Raw genomic sequence first — 19906 nt, forward strand, 5'->3', positions numbered from 1 at the left:
AAAACGGGAGCAGGATTCTCGCCCGATCCCGCGCCTGCCCGTCGTCAGAGCTGTCTCGTGGTGAACAGGGTGGTCCCGTGGACCGCGTCCAGTTCCGTCCGCTCGGTCTCGGTGAACCCGACCTTCGCCAGCACACGGCGAGAAGCGATGTTCCAGTCCCACACCGTGGCCCACAGACGTTCGAACCCGGAGGTTCTCGCCCAGTCCAGCACCGCCAGCGAGGCTTCGGTGGCGTAGCCCTGACACCAGACTCGGCGAAGCAACTCGAACGCCAACTCCGGTTCCCCCTCCATTCCTCGTCCAGTGTCGACCAGTCCGCAGTAGCCGATAACGTCGCGGTCGACCTTGCGCTGGACCGCCAGCAAGCCAGTAGACGATGGCTGGTCGGTACGGATCGAATCCTCGAGTTCTGCGAGTGTGGGGTGTCCATCCGCGTCGATTCGACGATGCGGCGGCACCCGTGGATCGCGCTCGGTCCACAGCTCGCGCAGGACAACAGCCTCGGCTACCCGCCAAGGCCTGAGCAGCAGGCGACCCGTCTCCAGGACAACCTCGCGGCCCGGTGTCACTCCAGCTGGCATGACAGCAACTCTCTCATGGGCGATCGCACTGCATTGCCGCTTCCTGCGCTTACCCGAACCGGCCGGCGTGAAGTCTCGGCGGTTGGAACCTGTTGTAGCGCAGTACGTCCGCTCGTGCGGATGACAGTGATTGCCGGTACAGATCGATTCGTCAGTCGGCTGTCAGGGTGCTGGGTGATTCACCGCGATACGGTACCCATCGGTATCCGGGCTGGAAGACCACGGAGTCATCTCCCGAACCGAGCTCAGCGTGCAAGGCCTCGGAGAGGACAAGGCCATGAGGGGATGCCTCGCCCGGTTTATCGAACCACTCCCTTTCGAGTTCGTCGGGATCGATCATCCACTCCGGATCCCAGCCGACCATCGCGGCGACGTATCCGTCGAATGTAGCGAGCATTTCGTAGAGGTGGTTACCTAGGGTGGTCAGTTCCGCTGCGGTAAGAGCGAATCGGGGGATTGTGCCATCCAGTGCAACACCGAAGCCGACTGCCACCGGCAAGATCGACAACTCGATGAAGGGTCCGTCGGTACGCAGTAACGGTGCATGCACAGGGATCTGGTGATCCCCCACCCTGAGCGGACTCGTCCCCCAGGTTCCAGAGCCAGCCAGGACTGCCGAACGTGCTGCGTCGATATTGTCGCCGAAGTTCACTACCAGTTCGAAGCAGATCGCCATGCCAGCCCCATCTTTCGCGTCACCCAACTGTATCGGCAACTACGGGGCCAATGCGGAGCGGTGAAAGATCAACCGGCGGTGGCGAATCATGTTGCGTGGACGAGATGGTCGAGCGTCTTGTTTCGGCTCGACCGTCGCTGGTCGCGGTGTGGAACGACGTTGTCCTCACCCCGGGCGAGCGCGGAGTCAGACTGGCCAGGTAGGCCAGACCGGCTGACGCTGCCGTCCGCACCGCCTGCCAGTCTCCGCGTGCAGCAGGTGTGGTTTCGGCGGCTTGCGCGGCCATGGCCGGTGCGAGTTCCGGGTCGAGTTGGTAGGTCATGGTTGTCTAGGCCGTCGTGATCTTGCCGTCCCATTGACCGCCGGCCGGGACCGACGCGTGCTGATGGATCAGCTCCCAGCCGTTGTCGCGCCGTTGGAAGCAGTCGGTCTGGCGGGCCATGACATGCTTGGCCGCACCGCTTTTCAGCACGATGTTGGTGCTCTGCACGGTGGCCACGATGCCCATGTCCCCGCTGACCGTGGCGTCCAGTTCGAGGATGTCGACGGTGCAGGATTCGAACTGGGCGAAGGTGTCGTCGAACAGCTTTCGTGCCGGGGCGACACCCCGCGACGCGAACGGGGGAATGTCGAACCACAGCACATCCTCAGCCCAGTGGCGGGTGCTCTGCGCACCGGTCATCGACTCCGCCATCTCACGAACGATGGCGATGATGGCTTCCTTGTCCTCGTCGCCGCCGCGCGCGCGGAAATCGCTGCCGGCCAACAGGGACGAGCTGCGCATGTCAAGGGAGCAAATCACTAGGTGTCTCGGAGTGTGTGACGGGGTTGAGCTGTGACAGCCCTGTTGGCGCGCGTGTTCTGACGGTCAGCGCAACACTGAAGCGATGTGGGTGCGGCGTCTGGAATCCCTGGCGGGTCTGTCGATGGCAGCGACCGCGGATCATCTGCTGTTGTCGAGCGTCGAGCCAGACGGGGATGTCGCCGCCTGGGTCGGGGCCGATGGCACTGCCGCTTTCGGCGGATCTGATCGGGGTCCGGGTCTCGTCGATTGGCTGACGGTGATCGGGCCTGAAGCATCAAAGTTGCTTCGGCATGTCCTGGCGGACATTCCCGCTGTGCCGCAAGGAATATCGGTTCCGAGGGGCACGGATCTGAGTGATCTTCGTGTGACCTGCCTCGAGGAGTGGGATCAAATGGTGCGGGCCCGTACTCTGGGGGCCCCGCCCTTCATGCCCGGTGAAGAGTGCGTTGTCGAGATAGCGCCGAATGCATTGGCGGACGACGAAATCCGTGATCTGCTGGCACTCGCGAACCCGACGCACTCGCTGCATCCCGGGGACGCGGGGATCGAGGTCTGGGCCGTTGTCCGTGACTCTGCGGGTGCCCTTGTCGGGTGCGGGGCGTACTGCAGGCGCGCTGGCGGTGTGGGCTGGCTGGGCTCCATCGCGACCCTGCCGTCCGCACGCGGTCGGGGCATCGGCGCGGCGATCGGTGCCCGACTGACGCGTCGCTCGCTCTCGGCGGGCGACCGACTCTGCGCATTGCATCACTGGCACCCCAACGAATCTGCGCGTCGGCTCTACCTGCGTTTGGGCTACACGACCACGCATCAGATGACCAGCGGCGAGCTCGACGCTCGGCACTGAATCGCTCGATTGGTGCTGTCTTGGCGACCGATTCGAGACGATCAGGTCAGCCCGGTGGCGACAGCTTGTCTTCGGTGCGTTGGTCGGCGGCGGTGATCAGGTCGTCGAGGCGGTGCAGGGCGTTGGTCAGGGTGATGATGTGGCCCGCGAGGCGGCCGCGCTCGGCGAGTAGTTCGTCGCGTTGGATGGGTGTGGTGCGGCCGGTGTCCATGCAGGGCAGCAGCTTTGCGATGGTGCGGCTGTTGAGTCCGGCCGCGTAGAACAGCTGGAAGATGCGTACCCGCTCGACCGCTTCCTCGGTGTAGACGCGCTGGCCGGAGGCGGTGCGCTCGGGGATGAGTAGTTCCTGTTCCTCGTAGTACCGCAGGGCTCGCACACTGACACTCGCACGTGCGCAGACCGTGGCCTGGAAGGCGCGCCTCGGCGAGGACCCGGCGCTCCTTTATCCTCAACTCGTCCGCAGGGAAAGCGCTCTCGGTAATACCTTGGGGCGCTTCAGGGTTGATCGGTATCCGGTGTTCTGATCGGCCGGACGAGCGGCAGGAAGATGCAGTCGACGATCTCTTCGATATCCGCGTTGGTCATCGGCTGCATTGTCATGAAGATGTGGTGACGCAGGAGATCGACGGGCAGCGCGCGCAGCCGCGGGGTGAGCTTGGCAGGGTCGATCTCGCCGCGTTCGGCTGCCGCCGCCAGGATCTCGTCGAGTATGGTCCGCGGCTGCCCGCTCAGTGATACCTCGCGCAGGTCTGCGAGGGTTTCGCCGGTTTCCTGGTAGTAGCCGCCCAGCTGTACGCCCATGACGGTCGCGAGATCGAGGCGGGAGTCGTTGAGTTCGCGCAGCAGGGCGATGAGGTCTCCGCGCAGGGTTCCGGTGTGCGGGGTCGTGACCGGTCGCATCCGGCCGGCGTGAGCGATGGTGGCGTGCAGCATCTCGTGGCGACCCGCCCAGCGCCGGGCCAGTACCGGGCGGCTGGTCCCGGCGCGGACGGCGACGGCTTCGAGGGTGAACCCGGCGTAGCCGTGCTCGCGCAGCACGGCCCAGGCGGCGTCGAGCAGCGCTTCCTCCAGGGCCGCGCCACGGCGGCGTTGGGCCGGTTGAACCTCATTAGGATGCACTTGTGCATCTTATCAGGCCGCAGTACTCTCGATTGCATAAGATGCGGATGTGCATCTAAAGGCTACCCGTGGAGGAAGTCATGAACGCGCACAACACGATTCGGACCGAAGTCCTCGTCATCGGCGCCGGCCCGGTGGGTCTCACTCTCGCCTGCGACCTTGCCCGCCGCGGCGTGGCCTGTTACGTCGTCGAACGCGTGGACGCACCCAGCCGCGCCTCCAAAGCCAAAGGGATCCAGCCACGTTCGCTCGAGGTGCTCGACGATCTCGGTGCCGTGGACTACATCGTGCGACAGGGGATCGCGGAGCTGCCGATGCGTTTCCATGATCCGTCCGGCGTCACCGTCGATCACCCGCCGGCTACCGTCCCGGCCGCGACTTACTTCCACACGCCCTACCCCAACATGCTCTGGATCGGGCAATTCGATGTCGAGCACGCACTGCGCGAACGGCTGTACCAGCTGGGCGGCGCGATCGAATACGGCGCGGAAGCGATTGCTCTGAAACAGGATTCGGACCACGTCGCCGTGGTCGTGCGAACCGCGGCGGGGGAGCGCACGGTCGAGGCACGCTATGCCGTGGGCGCGGACGGCGGCAAGAGTACCGTCCGCCACCTGATCGATCTTCCACTGAACGGCGAGACCCGCGACACCGAGCGCTGGTATCTGGGCGATGTCACCGTCGCCGGACTGCCCCGCGACCGCATACACGTCTTCACCTCGGCCTCCGGCATGCTGATCCTCACACCCCTGCCCACCGCCGATATCTGGCAGCTCCAGAACCGCATCCCCGACGATGCGGACCCGGCCGAGCCGTCGCTCGAGCTGTACCAGCGCCTACTCGACGACCGCAATGCCGGCATCACCCTCACGAGCGCGAGCTGGCTCTCGATCTACCGGGTGAACATCCGCATGGTCGACGACTACCGCCGTGGCCGGGTACTGCTGGCCGGTGACGCCGCGCACGTGCATTCGCCCGGCGGCGGACAGGGCATGAACACCGGCATCCAGGACGCCTACAACCTCGGCTGGAAGCTGGGCGCGGTGATCGCGGGCGCGGCCCCGGACCTGCTGGACAGCTATGCCGCCGAACGTATCCCGGTCGCCCGGACCGTCTTGGAACTCAGCACGCGACGGTTGGACAGCGTCACCGGCGGCGCGAACGGCGATATCGGGCAGGCGGCCGACGCACTATCCAAGCTCGCCGACAGCGCACTGACCACCGGGCTCGGCATCCACTACGGCGATCGCGCCGCCGCCCACGGTGCCGCGTATCCGGTCGCCGGTGACCGCGCCCCCAACGCCACCGGGTTGCGCGGCCCCGACGGCACGCTCGGCCTGTTCGACCTGACCCGCGGTCCGCAGTGGACCCTGCTCGCCTTCGACATCGACGGCAGCGCAAAGGATCTCATCGAGAGCCTGGAATCCGACGAGCTGCACGTGTACCGGATCACCAGCACCCCCGACGACGGAATCTTCGACGGGGAAGGCGAATTCGAGCAATTCTATGTGCCCGAGCCCGGAGAACTGATACTCATCCGGCCCGACGGCTACCTCGCCGACCGCGTGACCGGCACGGATTCGAATCTGGGGAACAGCGTGAGCGCATTGCTGCGGTCGATACCGGCATTGTCGGTGAACAACCCGCGATAAGTGTTCAGCCCGCGGCGAAATACCGCACCGCGGAGTCGTCCTCGGCCCCCTCACAATCGGCGCACTGGCACAACGACTGTCCTACCACTGCGGACTCTTGCTCGCTGGCGGACTTCTCATCGCCGCGGCCGCCGTGTGGGCTTTCGTCCCCGAACCTTCGCAGCAAACGCGTCGTAGGCTTCGCAGACCCGCGTGACCGGGCCTCGACGGTGCGGGCCCGATCAGTTGCCTCGAAGGGCGGTTTGCCGGGGCTTGCCCTATGCGAGTAAACCTTTACTCATGTCGGTAACGAACTTGGCGAGGCGTGCGCAGATCGTGGCGGCGGCCATCGACACCCTCGCCGAGTTCGGGTACGCGGGGACGTCGTTCGCCAAGATCGCGACGCGGGCCGAACTCAGCAGTACGCGGCTGATCTCCTATCACTTCGAGGACAAGAACGATCTGATGCTGGCGGCGGCCGACCATATCGTGAGTGCGGCCGAGGAATACATGAGTCCGCGCATCGCGGTGGCCGATTCCGGTCGATGGCAACAGCTCTCGGCGTACATCACCGCCAATCTGAACTATCACCGCGACCGGCCCGAGCAGGTGCGGGCCTTGATCGGGATCTTCAACAATGCCGGCACCGCGGCCGGGAAACCACTACCGATCCAGCGGTATCAGGCCGACGCGGTGGAGAAACTGGAAGCCGGACTCCGGGCGGGTCAGGCCGCGGGGGAGTTCATCGCCTTCGACGCCCAGATCATGGCGGTTACCCTCCGTGCCGCCATCGATGCTGCCGGAATCCGTTACGCCACCGGTATATCGACCGATCTCGACGGGTACGCGGCCGAGCTGGTCGACTTGTTCCGGCGGGCCATCGTGGCGGCGGGCTGAGCGCCGCCTAGAGGGCTGCCGGCCACATTTGCCGCACCGCAGGGGCGTGGTCGGCGGCCTGCCGCAGCCCGGCCCGGAACGCGGATTCGAAGTCGGCGGGGTCGAACAGGTCCGGGCCGATCGCCGCGGCGGCGTCGGGCCTGATGAAGAGTGCGGTGGCGCCACCCAATTCGCTGTCGGCCGGAGCGTGCGGGTACAGGTGTGCGAGCGGTTCGATGATGAGGATCCGCTCCGCGCCCGCTGCCAGGTCGGCATTGATGGTCGAGCGCAGGCCGCCGTCGACGTAGCGGGCGCCGTCGATCGGGACCGGCGCGAACACGCTCGGCGCCGCGCTGCTGGCCGCCACGGCTTCGGCGGGCGAGGCCGGGCCGCCCGCGCGCCAGACCCGCCGCACGTCGGTATCGGCGTCGATGGTGGTGATGAGCAGCTCGGCCGCGGGCCAAGCGCTCAGGCCGATGAGGTTGCGCAACTGGGGGATTCGCACCTCGGGGCTGCGGGGATCGCCAGGTTCGGACGCCGCGGCGGGCGGGGTGATGAGCCGTGCCGGGTCGAGACGCCCCGCGATGACGGATCCGACGATCGCGCCGGACGAGGTGCCGACGATCCGGTCAGCGCGCGCCAGATCGATTCCCGCGTCGGCGAATCCGATGACCAGCCCGGTCATCCACAGCAATCCGACGCTGCCACCGCCGCCCAGAACGAGGGCGGTGCGGCAGGTGGTGGGCGGTGTAGTCATGACGGCGAGCTTACCTCGTTGAGTAAAAGATTACTCATCCAAGTAATTCACGCTGGTTGGCCACAAGCGCAAAGCAATCCCGCCGACAAGCGGCGGGCAAGTGCGCAATTGGGACATTCGGAGGGCGTGAGCGTTGCATCGCGGCACTACACCGGCCACGGCGGAAACGGCAAAGCTGGAATCGGTGGCGCCAGTGAGTCATTCAGACTGAAACATCGTTGCGTCAACGGTAGGGTGACCTGCTGGAATCCGAGAGTTGTCGGGTTCGGCTCGAGCGCTATTGGGAGATTCATGAAGTACACGAAGTTTGTGGCGACGGCATTCATCGCGGCGGCGGCGACCGGGATCGCGGCGGGGACCGGGTACGCGGCACCGACGGCGGATCCGGCTTCCGCGGTGCAGGACCAGCAGGGCGTGCAGCCGATCAAGGGCACGCAGCAGGGTGTCGACTATGTGGTGACGCTGGCGCAGGCCGGGAATGGCATCATTACGCAGGTGACCGGCGGACAGTTCAGTGTGAGCGCCGATGGCAAGTCGGTGGCGCTGCGGAACCAGGACGGTGCGGAACTCACGCGCGTCAATCTGTCCAGTGTGGTGGCGGGCAAGTCGATCGACCTGGCGGCGGCCATCGACCAGGACGGGCGGCAGTTGACGTTGACCTCGGCCGCCGCGCCGGTGATGTCCGCCAAGGACATCAGCGCCTCTTGGGACTGGTTCATGTCCGAATTGCAGCAGGCGGCGATCGGCGGATTGATCGGCGGGCTCATCGGATTGATCTTCGTCGGCATCGGCGCGCTGCCGGGCGCGATTATCGGACTGCTGGTCGTGGGCGGGCAGCCGCTGATCGATTCGGGTTCGGCGGTCCTCACGGGGCAGCCCTGAAAACGCTGATTCTCGGCGGGACCCGGGAAGCTCGGAAACTCGCCGATATCGCTTCCGGGGAGCGGGGATTCGAGATCGTGTCCTCGCTCGCCGGGCGCGTACGCGAACCCGTGCTGCCGGTCGGGGAAGTGCGGGTGGGGGGATTCGGGGGAGTCGACGGGCTGCGGGAGTGGCTGGTGGGCAACGCGATCGAGGCGGTTGTGGATGCCACGCACCCGTTCGCCGGGGGGATTACCGCGAATGCGGCAGCGGCCGCGGCGAGTCTGGGGTTGCCGGTGCTGCATGTGCGGCGGCCGGGGTGGCACGAGCGCGACGGGGATCGGTGGATCCGGGTGTCGGATCTGGCGGGGGCTGCGGAGGCCCTTGCGGGGCTGGGGGATCACGTCTTCCTGACGATCGGTCGTCAGGGGGTGGCGGCGTTCGCGGAGTCCGATGCGTGGTTCCTGATCCGGGCGATCGATCCGCCCGAGGGTGCGCTGCCCAAGCGGCATGAATTGTTGCTCGCGCGTGGGCCTTTCAGCGTCGCCGACGAGACCGTGCTACTGCGGGAGCGGCGCATCGATGTCGTGGTGACCAAGGACAGTGGGGGAGCGCTCACCGAGGCCAAGCTCACCGCGGCGCGGGGGCTCGGCCTGCCGGTCGTCATGATCGACCGGCCAGCGCTGCCCGGCGGTGCCGAGCAGGTGGAAACCGTTGCGGCGGCCTGGGATTGGCTGCGCTCCCGGCGCTAGCTCAGGACAGGCGGCTGGTGCGGTCCAGGAGTTCGGGGAGGCGGTCGAACCAGTCCAGCACGGCGCGCTCGTAGCGGATGCCGAAGTCCAGGGTGGCGCGCTCGAACGGGGACATGCGTTGTTCGTCCTGCCCGGAGAGGTAGCCCGAGAGGCGTTGTTCGTGGACGCCGCGGTTGGCCGCGACTATGCGCTCGAGCCGGCGCGGGTCGACGAATTCGCCGAAGGACAACGTCAGCAGCAGTGGCACGCGGATGGTTTCCGCGCCCGGGTCGCGGGCGATCCACTCCGCGAACGCCTCCCGGCCGTCCTCGGTGATGCGGTAGGGGGTGCGGTCGCGCGCGCCGGACTCGCCTTTCTCGACCAGGCCGAGTTGGTGCATGGTGGCCAGCTCCCGGTAGACCTGGCTCTGGGTGATGGTCCAGAAGTCGCCGATGCGGTCCTGGGCCTGCGCTACCAGGTCCCACCCGGACATTTCGCCCCGGTGTAGGAAGCCGAGTAGGGACGCTGCCGTCGAGTTGAGCGGCCGTCGAGCTTTGTCTTCTGGCACCACTACCCCTTCCAGCTACGTTCTACTGTGGAATATTAGTCACCGTATCGGCGCGATGTGAACACCCGGGGTCCACCGGCCGCGTCGAACACCGTGGTGGTGGACGCGCCGACGATCAGCAGCGTGCGCATATCCACCTCGGCCGGATCCAACTCACCGAGCGTCACCACCCGCACCGACTCGGTCGGCCCGCCCACATCGCGGCCGATCACCACCGGCGTCTCCGCCTTGCGATGCTCGAGCACCAGATCGCGCATCGCCGCCACCTGCCACTGCCGCTGCGAGGACGCCGGGTTGTAGACGGCGAACGCCATATCCGCCGACGCCACCGCCGAAATCCGTTGCGCCACCGTCTCCCACGGCTTGAGCCGATCCGACAGCGAGATCATGGCGAAATCGTGCCCCAACGGCGCACCCATCCGGCTGGCCACCGCGCTGGCCGCGGTCACCCCCGGCAGCACCCGCACCGGCACGTCGCGCCACTGCGGGTCCGCCGATTCCTCGATCACCGCGGCTGCCATGGCGAATACCCCGGGATCCCCGGAGGAAACCACGACAACCTTGGCCCCGGCCTTGGCCATATCCAAAGCCATTCCGGCGCGCTCGGATTCGACCTTATTGTCACTGGCATGCCGCCGCTGCCCGGCACGCACCGGAACGCGGTTCACGTAGGTGGTGTACCCGACGATGTCGGTCGCCTCGGCAAGCACCTGCGCCACCTCCGGCGTAGTCCAGCCCTCGGCGCCGGGGCCCAGGCCGACCACCACGACCTCGCCGACCCGGGGAACTACGGAGGTTTCCGCGTCACCACCGGCTATGGCCGCCTCCGTGCCGACCACCGCGTCAGTGCTGGGAGTGGCTGCGACACGTGTGATTTCGCTGGCGGCTGTCCCCGCTCTGCGTTCGCTCGCGGTGGCTGTGGTGGTTGCGCCTTGCTCGGTCAACGGGATTCGCGTGGCGGGCTGTGGGCCCGGAACAATGGCGATCGCGAAGTACGGGACGCTTGCTTCGTCGACGTCGGCGGCGCGCAGTACCCGTTGCCGGGTCGAGCTGGCGCGCTCGACGTAGAAGGCGTCGTCGAGGCGGCCGGAGTCGGAAAGGGCTTGGCGGACACCGGGGTAGGTGCGGCCGAGCTTCATGATCGCCGCCGCGTCGGTTTCGCGCAGGCGGCGGGTGAGCTCCTCGGTCGGCAGGGTTCCCGGCAGGATGGTCAGGACCTGCTTGTCCTCCACCAGGGGCGTGGCCAGGGCGGCCGAGGCGGCGCTGACCGAGGTGACGCCGGGGATGATCTCGGTGTCGAAGCGGTCGGCCAGGCGGCGGTGCATGTGCATGAAGGAGCTGTAGAACAGCGGGTCACCGGCCGCGAGCAGGGCCACGGTGCGGCCCGCCGCGAGATGCTCGGCGAGCACGGCTGCCGCCTGCTCGTAGAACTCGTCGATCGCGCCCTGATAGCCGCCCGGGTGGTCGGTGGTCTCGGTGGTCACCGGGTAGACCAGGTGCTCTTCGACCTGGTCGGCGCGCATGTACGGGGCGGCGATGGCGCGCGAGATGCTGCGCCCGTGCCGGGCACTGTGGAAGGCGATGACATCGGCCTCGCCGATAACGCGGGCGGCCTTGACCGTCACCAGTTCCGGATCGCCGGGACCCAGCCCGACACCCCAGAGCTTGCTCATTCTTGTTCGCTCGCAATCGCATTGAGGGCGGCGGCGGTGATGGCGCTGCCGCCGCGCCGGCCACGCACGGTCAGGAACTCGACATCGCCGTATTCGGCCAGCGCCTGCTTGGATTCGGCGGCCCCGATGAAGCCGACCGGGATGCCGAGGATCGCGGCCGGACGGGGCGCGCCCGCGTCCAGCATGTCCAGCAGGTGGAACAGCGCGGTCGGGGCATTACCGATCGCGACGACCGCGCCGTTGAGGCGGTCCTGCCAGAGTTCCAGCGCCGCAGCCGATCTGGTGTTGTCGATGCGGGCCGCCAGCTCCGGCACCCGCGGATCGGCGAGCAGGCACAGCACCTCGTTGTCGGCGGGCAGCCGCTTGCGTGTGACACCCGAGGCAACCATGTTGGCATCGCACAGGATCGGCGCACCCGCCCGCAGCGCGGCCCGCGCCTTCGCCACTACATCGGTGCTGAATTCCACGTCCCCGGCCAGATCCACCTGCCCGCAGGCGTGGATCATCCGCACCACCACCTGCGACACGTCCGCCGGGAACCGGGCCAGATCGGCCTCGGCCCGAATGGTCGCGAACGAGCGCCGATAGATCTCGGCCCCGTCGGTGAGGTAGCTGGTGCGTACGTCGGACATGGCTCCCACCTTAGATTTCGCCGTCGCACCGGCCATGGGCGGGTAGTGCGCCCGGCCACAGCAGGGGTTGCGATCGGCCACGGCATGGGTCGCGGCCGGGCACTGTGGGGGATGCGGTCAGCTGCCGCGGGGCTCCGGTCAGGTGCGGGGGCGTTCCAGGAGGCGGGACATGACGATGTTGCTGCGGGTGCGCCCGACCCGGGCGTTTTTGCGGATCCGCTCGACGGTCGCCTCGATCTCGGCCATGTCGGTGGCCATGACGTGGACCAGGGCGTCGGCTTCCCCGGCGATCGTCCACACGCCGACGACTTGGGGGATGGGTTCGAGGCTGCGGCGTAGTTCGGCGGGAGAGATGTTGTCGCGGTAGAAGACTTCCACGTAGGCCTCGGTGCGCCAGCCCAAGGCGGCCGGATTCACTACCGCGGTGAAGCCGGTGATCTGACCACCCGCCACCATCTTGTCGACGCGGCGTTTGACCGCGGGTGCGGACAGGCCGACCGCCGCGCCGATCTCCTGGAAGGAGGCGCGGGCATGGTCCAGCAGGTGGGCCAGGATCCGCCGATCGAGTTCGTCCACGATCGATTTCCTTTCGCAATCGTGCACTCGCACCGCTCTGACGCAATAAATCGCTGCTCAGATCATGATCAACGCAACGAATCGCTATTTCCTGCGCAACGGTACGCCACATACCTTCGGTTCAGCCCGGTCCGCGCCACTTCCGAGGGAGTCTCGTTGACATCCGTAGCCACACTGCCCACCTGCGATCCCGCTTCGCGGCAGCCCGTACCCCGTCGCTATCTGATGTGCCGACCCGAACACTTCGAGGTCACCTACGCCATCAATCCATGGATGAACACCGCCGACCCCGTCGACCGAGTCTTGGCGCTCGCGCAATGGGACGGTCTGCGCGCCGCCTATGAGGCACACGGGCACCGGGTCGAGGTCATCGAACCCGTTGCCGGACTGCCGGATATGGTGTTCGCCGCCAATGGCGGATTGGTCATCGGTGACCGGGCGCTGTCGGCCCGCTTCGCCAATCCCGAACGTGCACAAGAAGGTCCGGCCTACCACGACTGGATGGATACCCAAGGCTTCGCCAAGGTGTTGGCGGCCCGCGAAACCAATGAGGGCGAAGGCGATTTCGCCATCGCGGGCGAACGCATCCTGGCCGGAACCGGGTTCCGCAGCGCTCCCGGCGCGCACGAGGAAGTGGCCGAGTTCTTCGGAATGCCGGTCGTCTCACTGGATCTCGTCGATCCCCGCTTCTATCACCTCGACACCGCGCTCATGGTGCTCGACGACACCATCGCCTACTACCCGGCCGCCTTCAGCGGACCCAGTGCGCGGCTGCTCGCCCGGCTCTACCCCGACGCCATCCTCGCCACCGACGCCGACGCGGAGGTGCTGGGCCTCAACGGCGTCTGCGACGGCTATCACGTCTTCCTCACCGACAAGGCCACCGCGCTGGCCGGGCAGCTGCGCGAGCGCGGCTACGAACCTGTCGGCATCGATCTGTCGGAGCTGCTGAAATCCGGCGGCAGCGTGAAGTGCTGCACGCTCGAATTGCATCGGGTCAGAACGGCAATCGGGTCCGGAACGGACTGACCGCAGGATCGTGCAGGGGATGCGCCAAGATCAGGAAGCGCAGCAGCAGGATCCCGCCGGTGATCTGTAAGAGCGCCAGCGGGATCTCGCCGAGCAGGGCGGTGCCCGCCGACACCCACACATCCCCGGGTGCGGCGGTCACGATGTCGAACCACGCGTCCACGAGCAGCAGCAGGCCCGTGCCGAACGCCGGAAGGATCAGCACGACCCGGCGCTTCCAGCCCAGATAGGCGGTGGCCGCCATCATCAGCACCAAGGCAACGTCGAAGCCGATCCAGGCCAGCGACCAATTGCGCGCCTGATAGTCATCCGGCAGCGTGAACCCGAGATAGACGATCCACGGGATCAAGGCGATACACCCGCCGACCATGAGCGCCAACCGCACCCGCCGATGCACCTTCACCACCTCCGGTCGCGGCAACACGCGCTCCGGCGGCGGCTGCAACCGGCGGATCAACGCCCGGCGATCCTCGTCGGACATCCCCGCGATCTCCTCATCGCTGAGCTTCGCGAACGGCATGACCGCCTCCCGGCTCCGAACTTGCCACCGCGTTGGATGACACCGCGCTGGTAGATCCACTCTGCACCGCCCCGGGCGGTCGCCGCACCTGTCCAAGATCTGTGTGGTCGCCCGCGGCCGGACACTCAGTCGGTGGGGACGATGCGGTAGCCGTCGGTGGTGGCGATGACGTCGGTGACGTGGCCTTTGGGGCGACCGCAGCGGCGGTCGCAGCCGGACCAATGTTGGCGGCCAGCTGCGACGACGTCCGTGGCGTCGAGGCCCTCGCGGGCGAATTGTGGTGCGCCGGTGGGGACTACGCGGCCGGACTCGACTGCCTCGGCGGCATCGGCGCGGACGTCGGTGAGGGATTTCGCGCAGCCGGGCATGCCTGCGCAGGCGCTGAGCAGCAGCCAGGGGGAGTTGGCGTCGAAGATGAGGCCCATGGGGGCGAGTACGCGGACCACTTGCTCGGCGGTCCAGTCGTCGAGGTCGGTGAGGACCAGGCTGCGCCAGGGGGTGAGGAAGACGGGGCGTTCGACGGCCGCGATGAATTCGGCGGTGCGGGCGGGGAGGGAGCCGAGGCGGACGCCTGCGCCGAGGGCCACCTTGTCGTCGTCCTGGGTGAGCCAGCCGATCGGAATGTCCTGGCGGGGGGCCACTTCGAGAGGCTCGCCGGAGGCGTCGAGGTCGGTGTGGGCGGTCAGGAGGTGTTCGGTCAGGCGGGTGCCGCCGTCCGGGATTTCGTGCAGTCGCCACTGGCCGTCGCGCAGTTCCAGGAAGCCGTGGGCGGCGGCGAGCATGAGGTCGACCGCGTCGGCGGCGGGGACGCGCACGCCGGTGTCCTTGCCTGCCAACAGGAGTGCGTAGGTGTTCGCGTCGAGGGCGTGCACGCCGATGTCGCCGCCGAGGCCGCTGACGTCGCCGCGGCCGTCGTCGAGGGTGAACAGGACGCGGCCGGGGAGTTCGGCCAGGCGCGGATGCGCGCGCAGGCCCTCGTCGAGAGCCGGGACCAGGGGGTGCACGTCGGTCCAGCCACCGAGGCGGCCGGACAGGGGCGAGGCGATGATGTTGCGGATCCGCTCGTGGGTGGCGCTGGGCAGCAGCCCGGCCTCGGTGAGCCGGTCGGTCAGCGCGGCGGCGTCGCGGACCTGCCGCAGCTGTACGTTTGCGCGTGAGGTGAGTTCGATGTTCCCGTCGCCGAGGTCGACCGCCGCGGCGGCGAGGGACTGCAGCTGTTCGGGGGAGAGGCGGCCGCCGGGTACGCGGATGCGGGCGAGGGGACCGTCGGCTGCTTCGTGCAGGCGCAGCACGCCCGGGCAGGAATCGGGATCGGATCGCGTCATGACGCCTCCAGACTACGGAGGATGCTGAGGTCGAGCATGCGCGGGCTGCACCAGCAGGTCACGGGTACAGCGACCCCGTAGATCACAAGTATCCAAATCTGTAGATATTGCAATCTAAGCATGATTTGCCGGAATGGTCGGTGTGGCTACAAAAAGATTCCGGGGCATTGAGCCCCGGAATCTGTTCGGTGAATCGTTTGATTTGTCCGGCGAATCCGATGAGCCGGGGGTCAGCCGGCCTGGTGGGGTTCGATGGACTTCGGGGCGCCGCGTCGCCGCGCGAAGGCGGGGGAGACTTCCCACGTGTCGTTCATGAGGCTGGGGACATTGTGGTGTTCGACGTGGTCGCGGTGGATGGTGGTGCTCATGATCGTGATGCCGAAGAGGACCGTGGCGGCGCAGATGATGCCGGAGAGCATGGCCCACTGCGTGTGACCGGAGCCGGCGGCCGTGAGGGCCATGGCCAGCGTTGCGAAGGCAACCAGTGCGCAAAAGTATCCCGACCAGGCAGCAAAGCGATTCCGCCTGACCCATCCTGGAGTACGTGGCATACCCGCAGCTTACGGGCGGACCGGTCGGTCTCCCATGTTCTCGGACGAGCCTTAGCCGCACTGTGATCCGAGCGCGCGGCGAGTATCGACCAGGGCGCGTTGCGGGGGCCGCGCACCGGGCGCGATAGCATCGGCGAGCTCGTCGAACGGAAGAAACCGGTGCAATTCCGGTGCGGTCGCGCCACTGTGACAGTCAGACCTTCCGGCGAGCGCCATACCGTGCTGGGCGCGTCACCCGAGGAAGGCCGACACCTGTGATTCTGCTGCTGTCCACGTCCGATACCGATCTGCTGAGCGCGCGCGCCAGCGGCGGCGAGTATCGGCTCGCCAATCCCGCACGGCTGTTGCCGGAGGATCTGCCCGCGCTGCTCAAGGGCGTCGAGCTGGTGATCGTGCGCATTCTCGGCGGCAAACGTGCCTGGGAGACGGGCCTGGAGGCGGTGCGCGCCAGCGGGATTCCGATGGTCGCGCTCGGCGGTGAGATCGCACCGGATGCCGAGCTCATGGAGTGCTCGACGGTGCCGGGCGGCGTGGCCGCGGACGCACACAACTACCTGGCCGCGGGCGGGCCGCGAAACCTGCTGCAGCTGCACAACTTCCTGTCGGACACGGTGCTGCTGACCGGGCACGGGTTCGAGCCGCCGGTGGAGATGCCGAGCTGGGGTGAACTGGAACGGGATTCGCGGGCAGCCGCCGACGACGCCCCGACCGTGGCTGTCGTCTACTACCGCGCCCAGCATCTGGCCGGGAACACCGGCTACATCGACGGGCTGTGCAAGGCCATCGAGGACAAAGGCGCGCGGGCGCTGCCGCTGTACTGCGCCTCGCTCCGTACCGCTGAGCCGGACCTGCTCGCCGCGCTGCGGACCGCCGACGCGCTGGTGGTCACCGTGCTGGCCGCCGGTGGCACCAAGCCCGCGACCGCGTCGGCCGGTGGCGACGACGAGGCGTGGGATGTGGGGGCGCTCGCGGACCTGGATGTGCCGATCCTGCAAGGACTCTGCCTGACCAGTGGCCGGGAGCAGTGGGAGGCCAATGATGACGGCCTGTCGCCGCTGGATGTGGCCACCCAGGTGGCGGTGCCGGAATTCGACGGCCGCATCATCACGGTGCCGTTCTCGTTCAAGGAATTCGACGCCGACGGACTGTCGACCTATGTGCCTGACGCCGAACGCGCGGCGCGAGTGGCGGGTATCGCGGTGCGGTACGCGCGACTGCGCCACATTCCGGTCGAGCGCAAGAAGATCGCGATCGTGCTGTCGGCGTACCCGACCAAGCATGCCCGCATCGGCAATGCCGTCGGCCTGGACACCCCGGCTAGCGCGATCCGGCTGCTCACCGAAATGCGCGCTGCCGGTTACGATCTCGGCGCGGAAGGGGAGATCCCCGGCCTCGAACAGGGCGACGGTGACGCGCTGATTCACGCTCTGATCGCCGCCGGTGGGCAGGACCCGGATTGGCTGAGCGCAGAACAGTTGGAGGGCAACCCGATTCGTATCGGCGCGGGCCTCTACCGGCAGTGGTTCGACACCCTGCCGGAGGATCTGCGCGAGGGTGTCACCGAGGCCTGGGGTGCGGCGCCGGGCGAGCTCTACGTGGACCGCTCGGCCGATCCCGAGGGTGAAATCGTCATCGCCGCACTGCGTTTCGGCAATGTAGTGCTGATCGTGCAGCCGCCGCGCGGATTCGGCGAGAACCCCGTCGCCATCTACCACGACCCGGATCTGCCGCCGAGCCACCACTATCTGGCCGCCTACCGCTGGCTGGCCGCCCCCGAGGGCTTCGCCGCCGACGCGGTCGTGCACCTGGGCAAGCACGGCAACCTGGAATGGCTGCCGGGCAAGACCCTCGGCATGTCGGCCTCCTGTGGCACCGATGCCGCGTTGGGCGATCTGCCGCTCATCTACCCGTTCCTGGTCAACGACCCGGGCGAGGGCACGCAGGCCAAGCGCCGCGCCCACGCCACCCTGGTCGATCACCTGATCCCGCCGATGGCGCGCGCCGAAACCTACGGCGACATCTCGCGTCTGGAGCAGCTGCTCGACGAGCACGCCAATATCTCCGCGCTGGACCCGGCTAAGCTGCCCGCCATCCGCCAGCAGATCTGGACGCTCATGCGGGCGGCCAAGATGGACCACGATCTGGGTCTGGCCGAGCGGCCGGACGAGGACGTGTTCGACGACATGCTGCTGCACGTCGACGGCTGGCTGTGCGAGATCAAGGACGTGCAGATCCGCGACGGCCTGCACATCCTGGGGCAGGCCCCGGCCGGGGAGGCCGAGGTCGATCTGGTGTTGGCCATGCTGCGCGCCCGGCAGTTGTGGGGCGGCGAGGTCAATGTGCCGGGTCTGCGAGAAGCATTGGGGCTCAGCGAAGCCGGGGACGAGTCGCGCGAGCGGGTGGACGCGTTCGAGAAGCTGGCGCGTGAGCTGGTGCTGACCATGCAGGAGGTCGACTGGGACGTCGACTCCATCGACGCGGTCACCGAGACCATGCTCGGCGGGGAACTCGCCGAGGCCGCCGGGCTCACCGACATTGAAGGCCCGCTGACCGAGGTGCGTCGGGTGCTGGGCTTCGCGGCCACCGAGGTGGTGCCGCGGCTGCGGCAGACCGGGGTCGAGATCTCGCGCATCCTGCACGCGCTCAACGGCGGATTCATTCCGGCCGGGCCGAGTGGTTCGCCGCTGCGCGGGCTGATCAATGTGTTGCCGACCGGGCGCAACTTCTACTCGGTCGATCCCAAGGCGGTGCCGTCGCGGCTGGCGTGGGAAACCGGTCAAGCCATGGCGGATTCGCTGCTGGAGCGGTACCTGGTCGATCACGGCGAGTACCCGCGCTCGGTGGGCCTGTCGGTGTGGGGCACCTCGGCTATGCGGACCTCCGGCGACGATATCGCCGAAGTCTTCGCGCTGCTGGGTGTGCGGCCGGTGTGGGATGAGGCCAGCCGCCGCGTCACCCGGCTCGAGGCGATCTCCCTGGAGGAGCTGGGCCGCCCGCGCATCGATGTGACCGTGCGCATCAGCGGCTTCTTCCGTGATGCCTTCCCGCACGTGCTCGCGTTGCTCGATGATGCGGTGCGCCTGGTCGCCGAGCTCGACGAGCCCGCCGAATCCAACTACGTGCGCGCGCACGCCCAGGCGGACCTCGCCGAGCACGGCGACGAACGTCGCGCCACCACAAGGATTTTCGGCTCCAAGCCCGGCACCTACGGTGCGGGTCTGCTGCAGCTCATCGACTCCAAGAGCTGGCGCACCGACGACGATCTGGCGCAGGTGTACACGGCCTGGGGCGGTTTCGCCTACGGCCGCGACCTCGACGGCGCGCCCGCGGCCGACGATATGCGCACCGCCTACCGGCGAATCGCGGTGGCGGCCAAGAACACCGACACCCGCGAGCACGACATCGCCGACTCCGACGACTATTTCCAGTACCACGGCGGCATGGTGGCCGCGGTGCGCGCGCTCACCGGCAAGAACCCCGAGGCGTACATCGGCGACAGCACCCGCCCGGACGCGGTGCGCACCCGCACCCTCTCGGAGGAGACCACCCGGGTGTTCCGGGCGCGGGTGATCAACCCGCGTTGGCTCGAGGCCATGCGCCGCCACGGCTACAAGGGCGCGTTCGAAATGGCCGCCACCGTCGACTATCTGTTCGGCTACGACGCCACCACCAATGTGGTCGCGGACTGGATGTACGAAAAGCTCGCCGAGTCCTACGTTTTCGACGAGACCAATCGGAAGTTCATGGAGCAGTCGAATCCGTGGGCGCTGCACGGTATTGCGGAGCGTTTGCTGGAGGCGGCGGAACGGAAACTCTGGGAGGCGCCCGAATCTGAAACACTGGATCGGCTGCGGCAGGTCTATCTGGAGACCGAAGGCGAACTGGAGTAATCGAATTCGGCCGGTCCACCGGCCGGCGCGGCGTGTCGGGGTGACGCGCAGGACAAAGGCGGACAACCCCGGCACCTGGGTCTTCCCTGTTCAGGATTCTGAGAGCATCATAAGAATGTCCCGGCGTCGTACTCGGGGAGACGTCGGGTCACCCGTGATCGTCGAATGGCGTTATCGGGTCCGATAATTCGATGTGGGAATTCCCCGATTCGCCGCGCCCTCGCGTCCGCGAATTCGAGTTGCAGTGTTCGGGCGGATCTC

19 protein-coding genes, 1 pseudogene and 1 riboswitch are annotated in these 19906 nt (G+C 67.5%); of the genes and pseudogenes, 7 read left to right on the plus strand and 13 right to left on the minus strand.

Annotation, left to right across the window (positions count from 1 at the left end; genetic code table 11):
- Nucleotides 1-44 precede the first annotated feature (44 nt).
- The 3 genes from ACYVN4_RS23920 to ACYVN4_RS23930 form a co-directional block, all read right to left on the minus strand.
- Complete coding sequence (locus ACYVN4_RS23920; protein ID WP_460724225.1) at nt 45-581, minus strand: GNAT family N-acetyltransferase; 537 nt, start codon at nt 579-581, stop codon at nt 45-47.
- Nucleotides 582-732: 151 nt separating this feature from the next.
- Nucleotides 733-1257 carry a hypothetical protein gene (locus tag ACYVN4_RS23925; RefSeq protein WP_460724226.1) on the minus strand — a complete coding sequence of 175 codons (525 nt, stop codon included), beginning with the start codon at nt 1255-1257 and terminating at the stop codon, nt 733-735.
- Nucleotides 1258-1585: 328 nt separating this feature from the next.
- The gene (locus ACYVN4_RS23930; RefSeq protein WP_460724227.1) at nt 1586-2041 is read right to left on the minus strand and encodes a YybH family protein; all 456 of its coding nucleotides are present in this window, start codon (nt 2039-2041) and stop codon (nt 1586-1588) included.
- 103 nt (nt 2042-2144) lie between these two features.
- Between ACYVN4_RS23930 and ACYVN4_RS23935 the strand changes: the two genes are divergently transcribed.
- Nucleotides 2145-2906: a GNAT family N-acetyltransferase gene (locus ACYVN4_RS23935; RefSeq protein ID WP_460724228.1), complete on the plus strand. Its 762-nt coding sequence runs from the start codon at nt 2145-2147 to the stop codon at nt 2904-2906.
- Nucleotides 2907-2952: 46 nt separating this feature from the next.
- Here ACYVN4_RS23935 and ACYVN4_RS23940 read toward each other — a convergent pair.
- Nucleotides 2953-3297 (minus strand): annotated as a pseudogene (locus tag ACYVN4_RS23940) (MerR family transcriptional regulator); the annotation flags it as partial.
- Between the two features lie 104 nt (nt 3298-3401).
- Nucleotides 3402-4025: a TetR/AcrR family transcriptional regulator gene (locus ACYVN4_RS23945; RefSeq protein ID WP_460724229.1), complete on the minus strand. Its 624-nt coding sequence runs from the start codon at nt 4023-4025 to the stop codon at nt 3402-3404.
- An 80-nt stretch (nt 4026-4105) separates the two neighbouring features.
- Between ACYVN4_RS23945 and ACYVN4_RS23950 the strand changes: the two genes are divergently transcribed.
- Together ACYVN4_RS23950 and ACYVN4_RS23955 are read left to right on the plus strand one after the other, a co-directional pair.
- Nucleotides 4106-5677, plus strand: coding sequence for an FAD-dependent monooxygenase (locus ACYVN4_RS23950; protein WP_460724230.1), 1572 nt, complete (start codon nt 4106-4108; stop codon nt 5675-5677).
- Nucleotides 5678-5956: 279 nt separating this feature from the next.
- Nucleotides 5957-6553: a TetR/AcrR family transcriptional regulator gene (locus tag ACYVN4_RS23955; protein WP_460724231.1), complete on the plus strand. Its 597-nt coding sequence runs from the start codon at nt 5957-5959 to the stop codon at nt 6551-6553.
- Between the two features lie 7 nt (nt 6554-6560).
- Here ACYVN4_RS23955 and ACYVN4_RS23960 read toward each other — a convergent pair whose 3' ends face one another.
- Nucleotides 6561-7289 carry a patatin-like phospholipase family protein gene (locus ACYVN4_RS23960; RefSeq protein WP_460724232.1) on the minus strand — a complete coding sequence of 243 codons (729 nt, stop codon included), beginning with the start codon at nt 7287-7289 and terminating at the stop codon, nt 6561-6563.
- Between the two features lie 291 nt (nt 7290-7580).
- Between ACYVN4_RS23960 and ACYVN4_RS23965 the strand changes: the two genes are divergently transcribed.
- A complete protein-coding gene (locus ACYVN4_RS23965) occupies nt 7581-8171 on the plus strand; it encodes a hypothetical protein (protein ID WP_460724233.1) in 591 nt (196 codons plus the stop codon).
- A complete protein-coding gene (locus tag ACYVN4_RS23970) occupies nt 8168-8902 on the plus strand; it encodes a cobalt-precorrin-6A reductase (RefSeq protein WP_460724666.1) in 735 nt (244 codons plus the stop codon). Before ACYVN4_RS23965 ends, ACYVN4_RS23970 begins: the two co-directional genes overlap by 4 nt.
- Before the next feature lies 1 nt (nt 8903).
- Here ACYVN4_RS23970 and ACYVN4_RS23975 read toward each other — a convergent pair whose 3' ends face one another.
- The 4 genes from ACYVN4_RS23975 to ACYVN4_RS23990 all read right to left on the minus strand — a co-directional run bounded on the left by ACYVN4_RS23975 (nt 8904) and on the right by ACYVN4_RS23990 (nt 12330).
- The gene (locus ACYVN4_RS23975) at nt 8904-9452 is read right to left on the minus strand and encodes a PadR family transcriptional regulator (protein ID WP_460724234.1); all 549 of its coding nucleotides are present in this window, start codon (nt 9450-9452) and stop codon (nt 8904-8906) included.
- 32 nt (nt 9453-9484) lie between these two features.
- Entirely contained in the window at nt 9485-11122 is a 1638-nt protein-coding gene (cobJ, locus tag ACYVN4_RS23980; RefSeq protein WP_460724235.1) for a precorrin-3B C(17)-methyltransferase, read from the minus strand.
- Entirely contained in the window at nt 11119-11754 is a 636-nt protein-coding gene (locus tag ACYVN4_RS23985) for a precorrin-8X methylmutase (protein WP_460724236.1), read from the minus strand. The genes cobJ and ACYVN4_RS23985 overlap by 4 nt, the downstream gene beginning before the upstream one ends.
- Nucleotides 11755-11892: 138 nt before the next feature.
- Nucleotides 11893-12330, minus strand: coding sequence for an Lrp/AsnC family transcriptional regulator (locus tag ACYVN4_RS23990; RefSeq protein ID WP_460724237.1), 438 nt, complete (start codon nt 12328-12330; stop codon nt 11893-11895).
- Between the two features lie 156 nt (nt 12331-12486).
- On the opposite strand from ACYVN4_RS23990, the gene ddaH reads away from it, so the two are divergent.
- Nucleotides 12487-13359 (plus strand): dimethylargininase, encoded by an 873-nt coding sequence (gene ddaH / locus ACYVN4_RS23995; protein ID WP_460724238.1) that lies wholly within the window; start codon nt 12487-12489, stop codon nt 13357-13359.
- Here ddaH and ACYVN4_RS24000 read toward each other — a convergent pair.
- The 3 genes from ACYVN4_RS24000 to ACYVN4_RS24010 all read right to left on the minus strand — a co-directional run bounded on the left by ACYVN4_RS24000 (nt 13328) and on the right by ACYVN4_RS24010 (nt 15665).
- Nucleotides 13328-13879 (minus strand): hypothetical protein, encoded by a 552-nt coding sequence (locus ACYVN4_RS24000; RefSeq protein ID WP_460724239.1) that lies wholly within the window; start codon nt 13877-13879, stop codon nt 13328-13330. The two genes, ddaH and ACYVN4_RS24000, sit on opposite strands and share 32 nt — an antisense overlap.
- 125 nt (nt 13880-14004) lie before the next feature.
- Nucleotides 14005-15204: a precorrin-3B synthase gene (gene cobG / locus ACYVN4_RS24005; protein ID WP_460724240.1), complete on the minus strand. Its 1200-nt coding sequence runs from the start codon at nt 15202-15204 to the stop codon at nt 14005-14007.
- 230 nt (nt 15205-15434) lie between these two features.
- A complete protein-coding gene (locus ACYVN4_RS24010) occupies nt 15435-15665 on the minus strand; it encodes a hypothetical protein (protein ID WP_460724241.1) in 231 nt (76 codons plus the stop codon).
- Nucleotides 15666-15894: 229 nt separating this feature from the next.
- Nucleotides 15895-15964: riboswitch (adenosylcobalamin-variant (AdoCbl-variant) riboswitch) on the plus strand.
- Nucleotides 15965-16009: 45 nt separating this feature from the next.
- Between ACYVN4_RS24010 and cobN the strand changes: the two genes are divergently transcribed.
- On the plus strand, nt 16010-19645 hold the full coding sequence (gene cobN / locus ACYVN4_RS24015; RefSeq protein ID WP_460724242.1) for a cobaltochelatase subunit CobN: 3636 nt from the start codon (nt 16010-16012) through the stop codon (nt 19643-19645).
- Nucleotides 19646-19906: the final 261 nt, after the last annotated feature.

This window comes from Nocardia heshunensis, from assembly GCF_054782115.1.

Coding starts and splice junctions, on each gene's coding strand:
- ACYVN4_RS23930 (WP_460724227.1), bottom strand. CDS start 2,041: ATGCGCAGCTCGTCCCTGTTGGCCGGCAGCGATTTCCGCGCGCGCGGC.
- cobG (WP_460724240.1), bottom strand. CDS start 15,204: ATGACGCGATCCGATCCCGATTCCTGCCCGGGCGTGCTGCGCCTGCAC.
- ACYVN4_RS23955 (WP_460724231.1), top strand. CDS start 5,957: ATGTCGGTAACGAACTTGGCGAGGCGTGCGCAGATCGTGGCGGCGGCC.
- ACYVN4_RS23920 (WP_460724225.1), bottom strand. CDS start 581: ATGCCAGCTGGAGTGACACCGGGCCGCGAGGTTGTCCTGGAGACGGGT.
- ACYVN4_RS23925 (WP_460724226.1), bottom strand. CDS start 1,257: ATGGCGATCTGCTTCGAACTGGTAGTGAACTTCGGCGACAATATCGAC.
- ACYVN4_RS24010 (WP_460724241.1), bottom strand. CDS start 15,665: ATGGCCCTCACGGCCGCCGGCTCCGGTCACACGCAGTGGGCCATGCTC.
- ACYVN4_RS23950 (WP_460724230.1), top strand. CDS start 4,106: ATGAACGCGCACAACACGATTCGGACCGAAGTCCTCGTCATCGGCGCC.
- ACYVN4_RS24000 (WP_460724239.1), bottom strand. CDS start 13,879: ATGCCGTTCGCGAAGCTCAGCGATGAGGAGATCGCGGGGATGTCCGAC.
- ACYVN4_RS23935 (WP_460724228.1), top strand. CDS start 2,145: ATGTGGGTGCGGCGTCTGGAATCCCTGGCGGGTCTGTCGATGGCAGCG.
- ACYVN4_RS23985 (WP_460724236.1), bottom strand. CDS start 11,754: ATGTCCGACGTACGCACCAGCTACCTCACCGACGGGGCCGAGATCTAT.
- ACYVN4_RS23965 (WP_460724233.1), top strand. CDS start 7,581: ATGAAGTACACGAAGTTTGTGGCGACGGCATTCATCGCGGCGGCGGCG.
- cobJ (WP_460724235.1), bottom strand. CDS start 11,122: ATGAGCAAGCTCTGGGGTGTCGGGCTGGGTCCCGGCGATCCGGAACTG.
- ACYVN4_RS23960 (WP_460724232.1), bottom strand. CDS start 7,289: ATGACTACACCGCCCACCACCTGCCGCACCGCCCTCGTTCTGGGCGGC.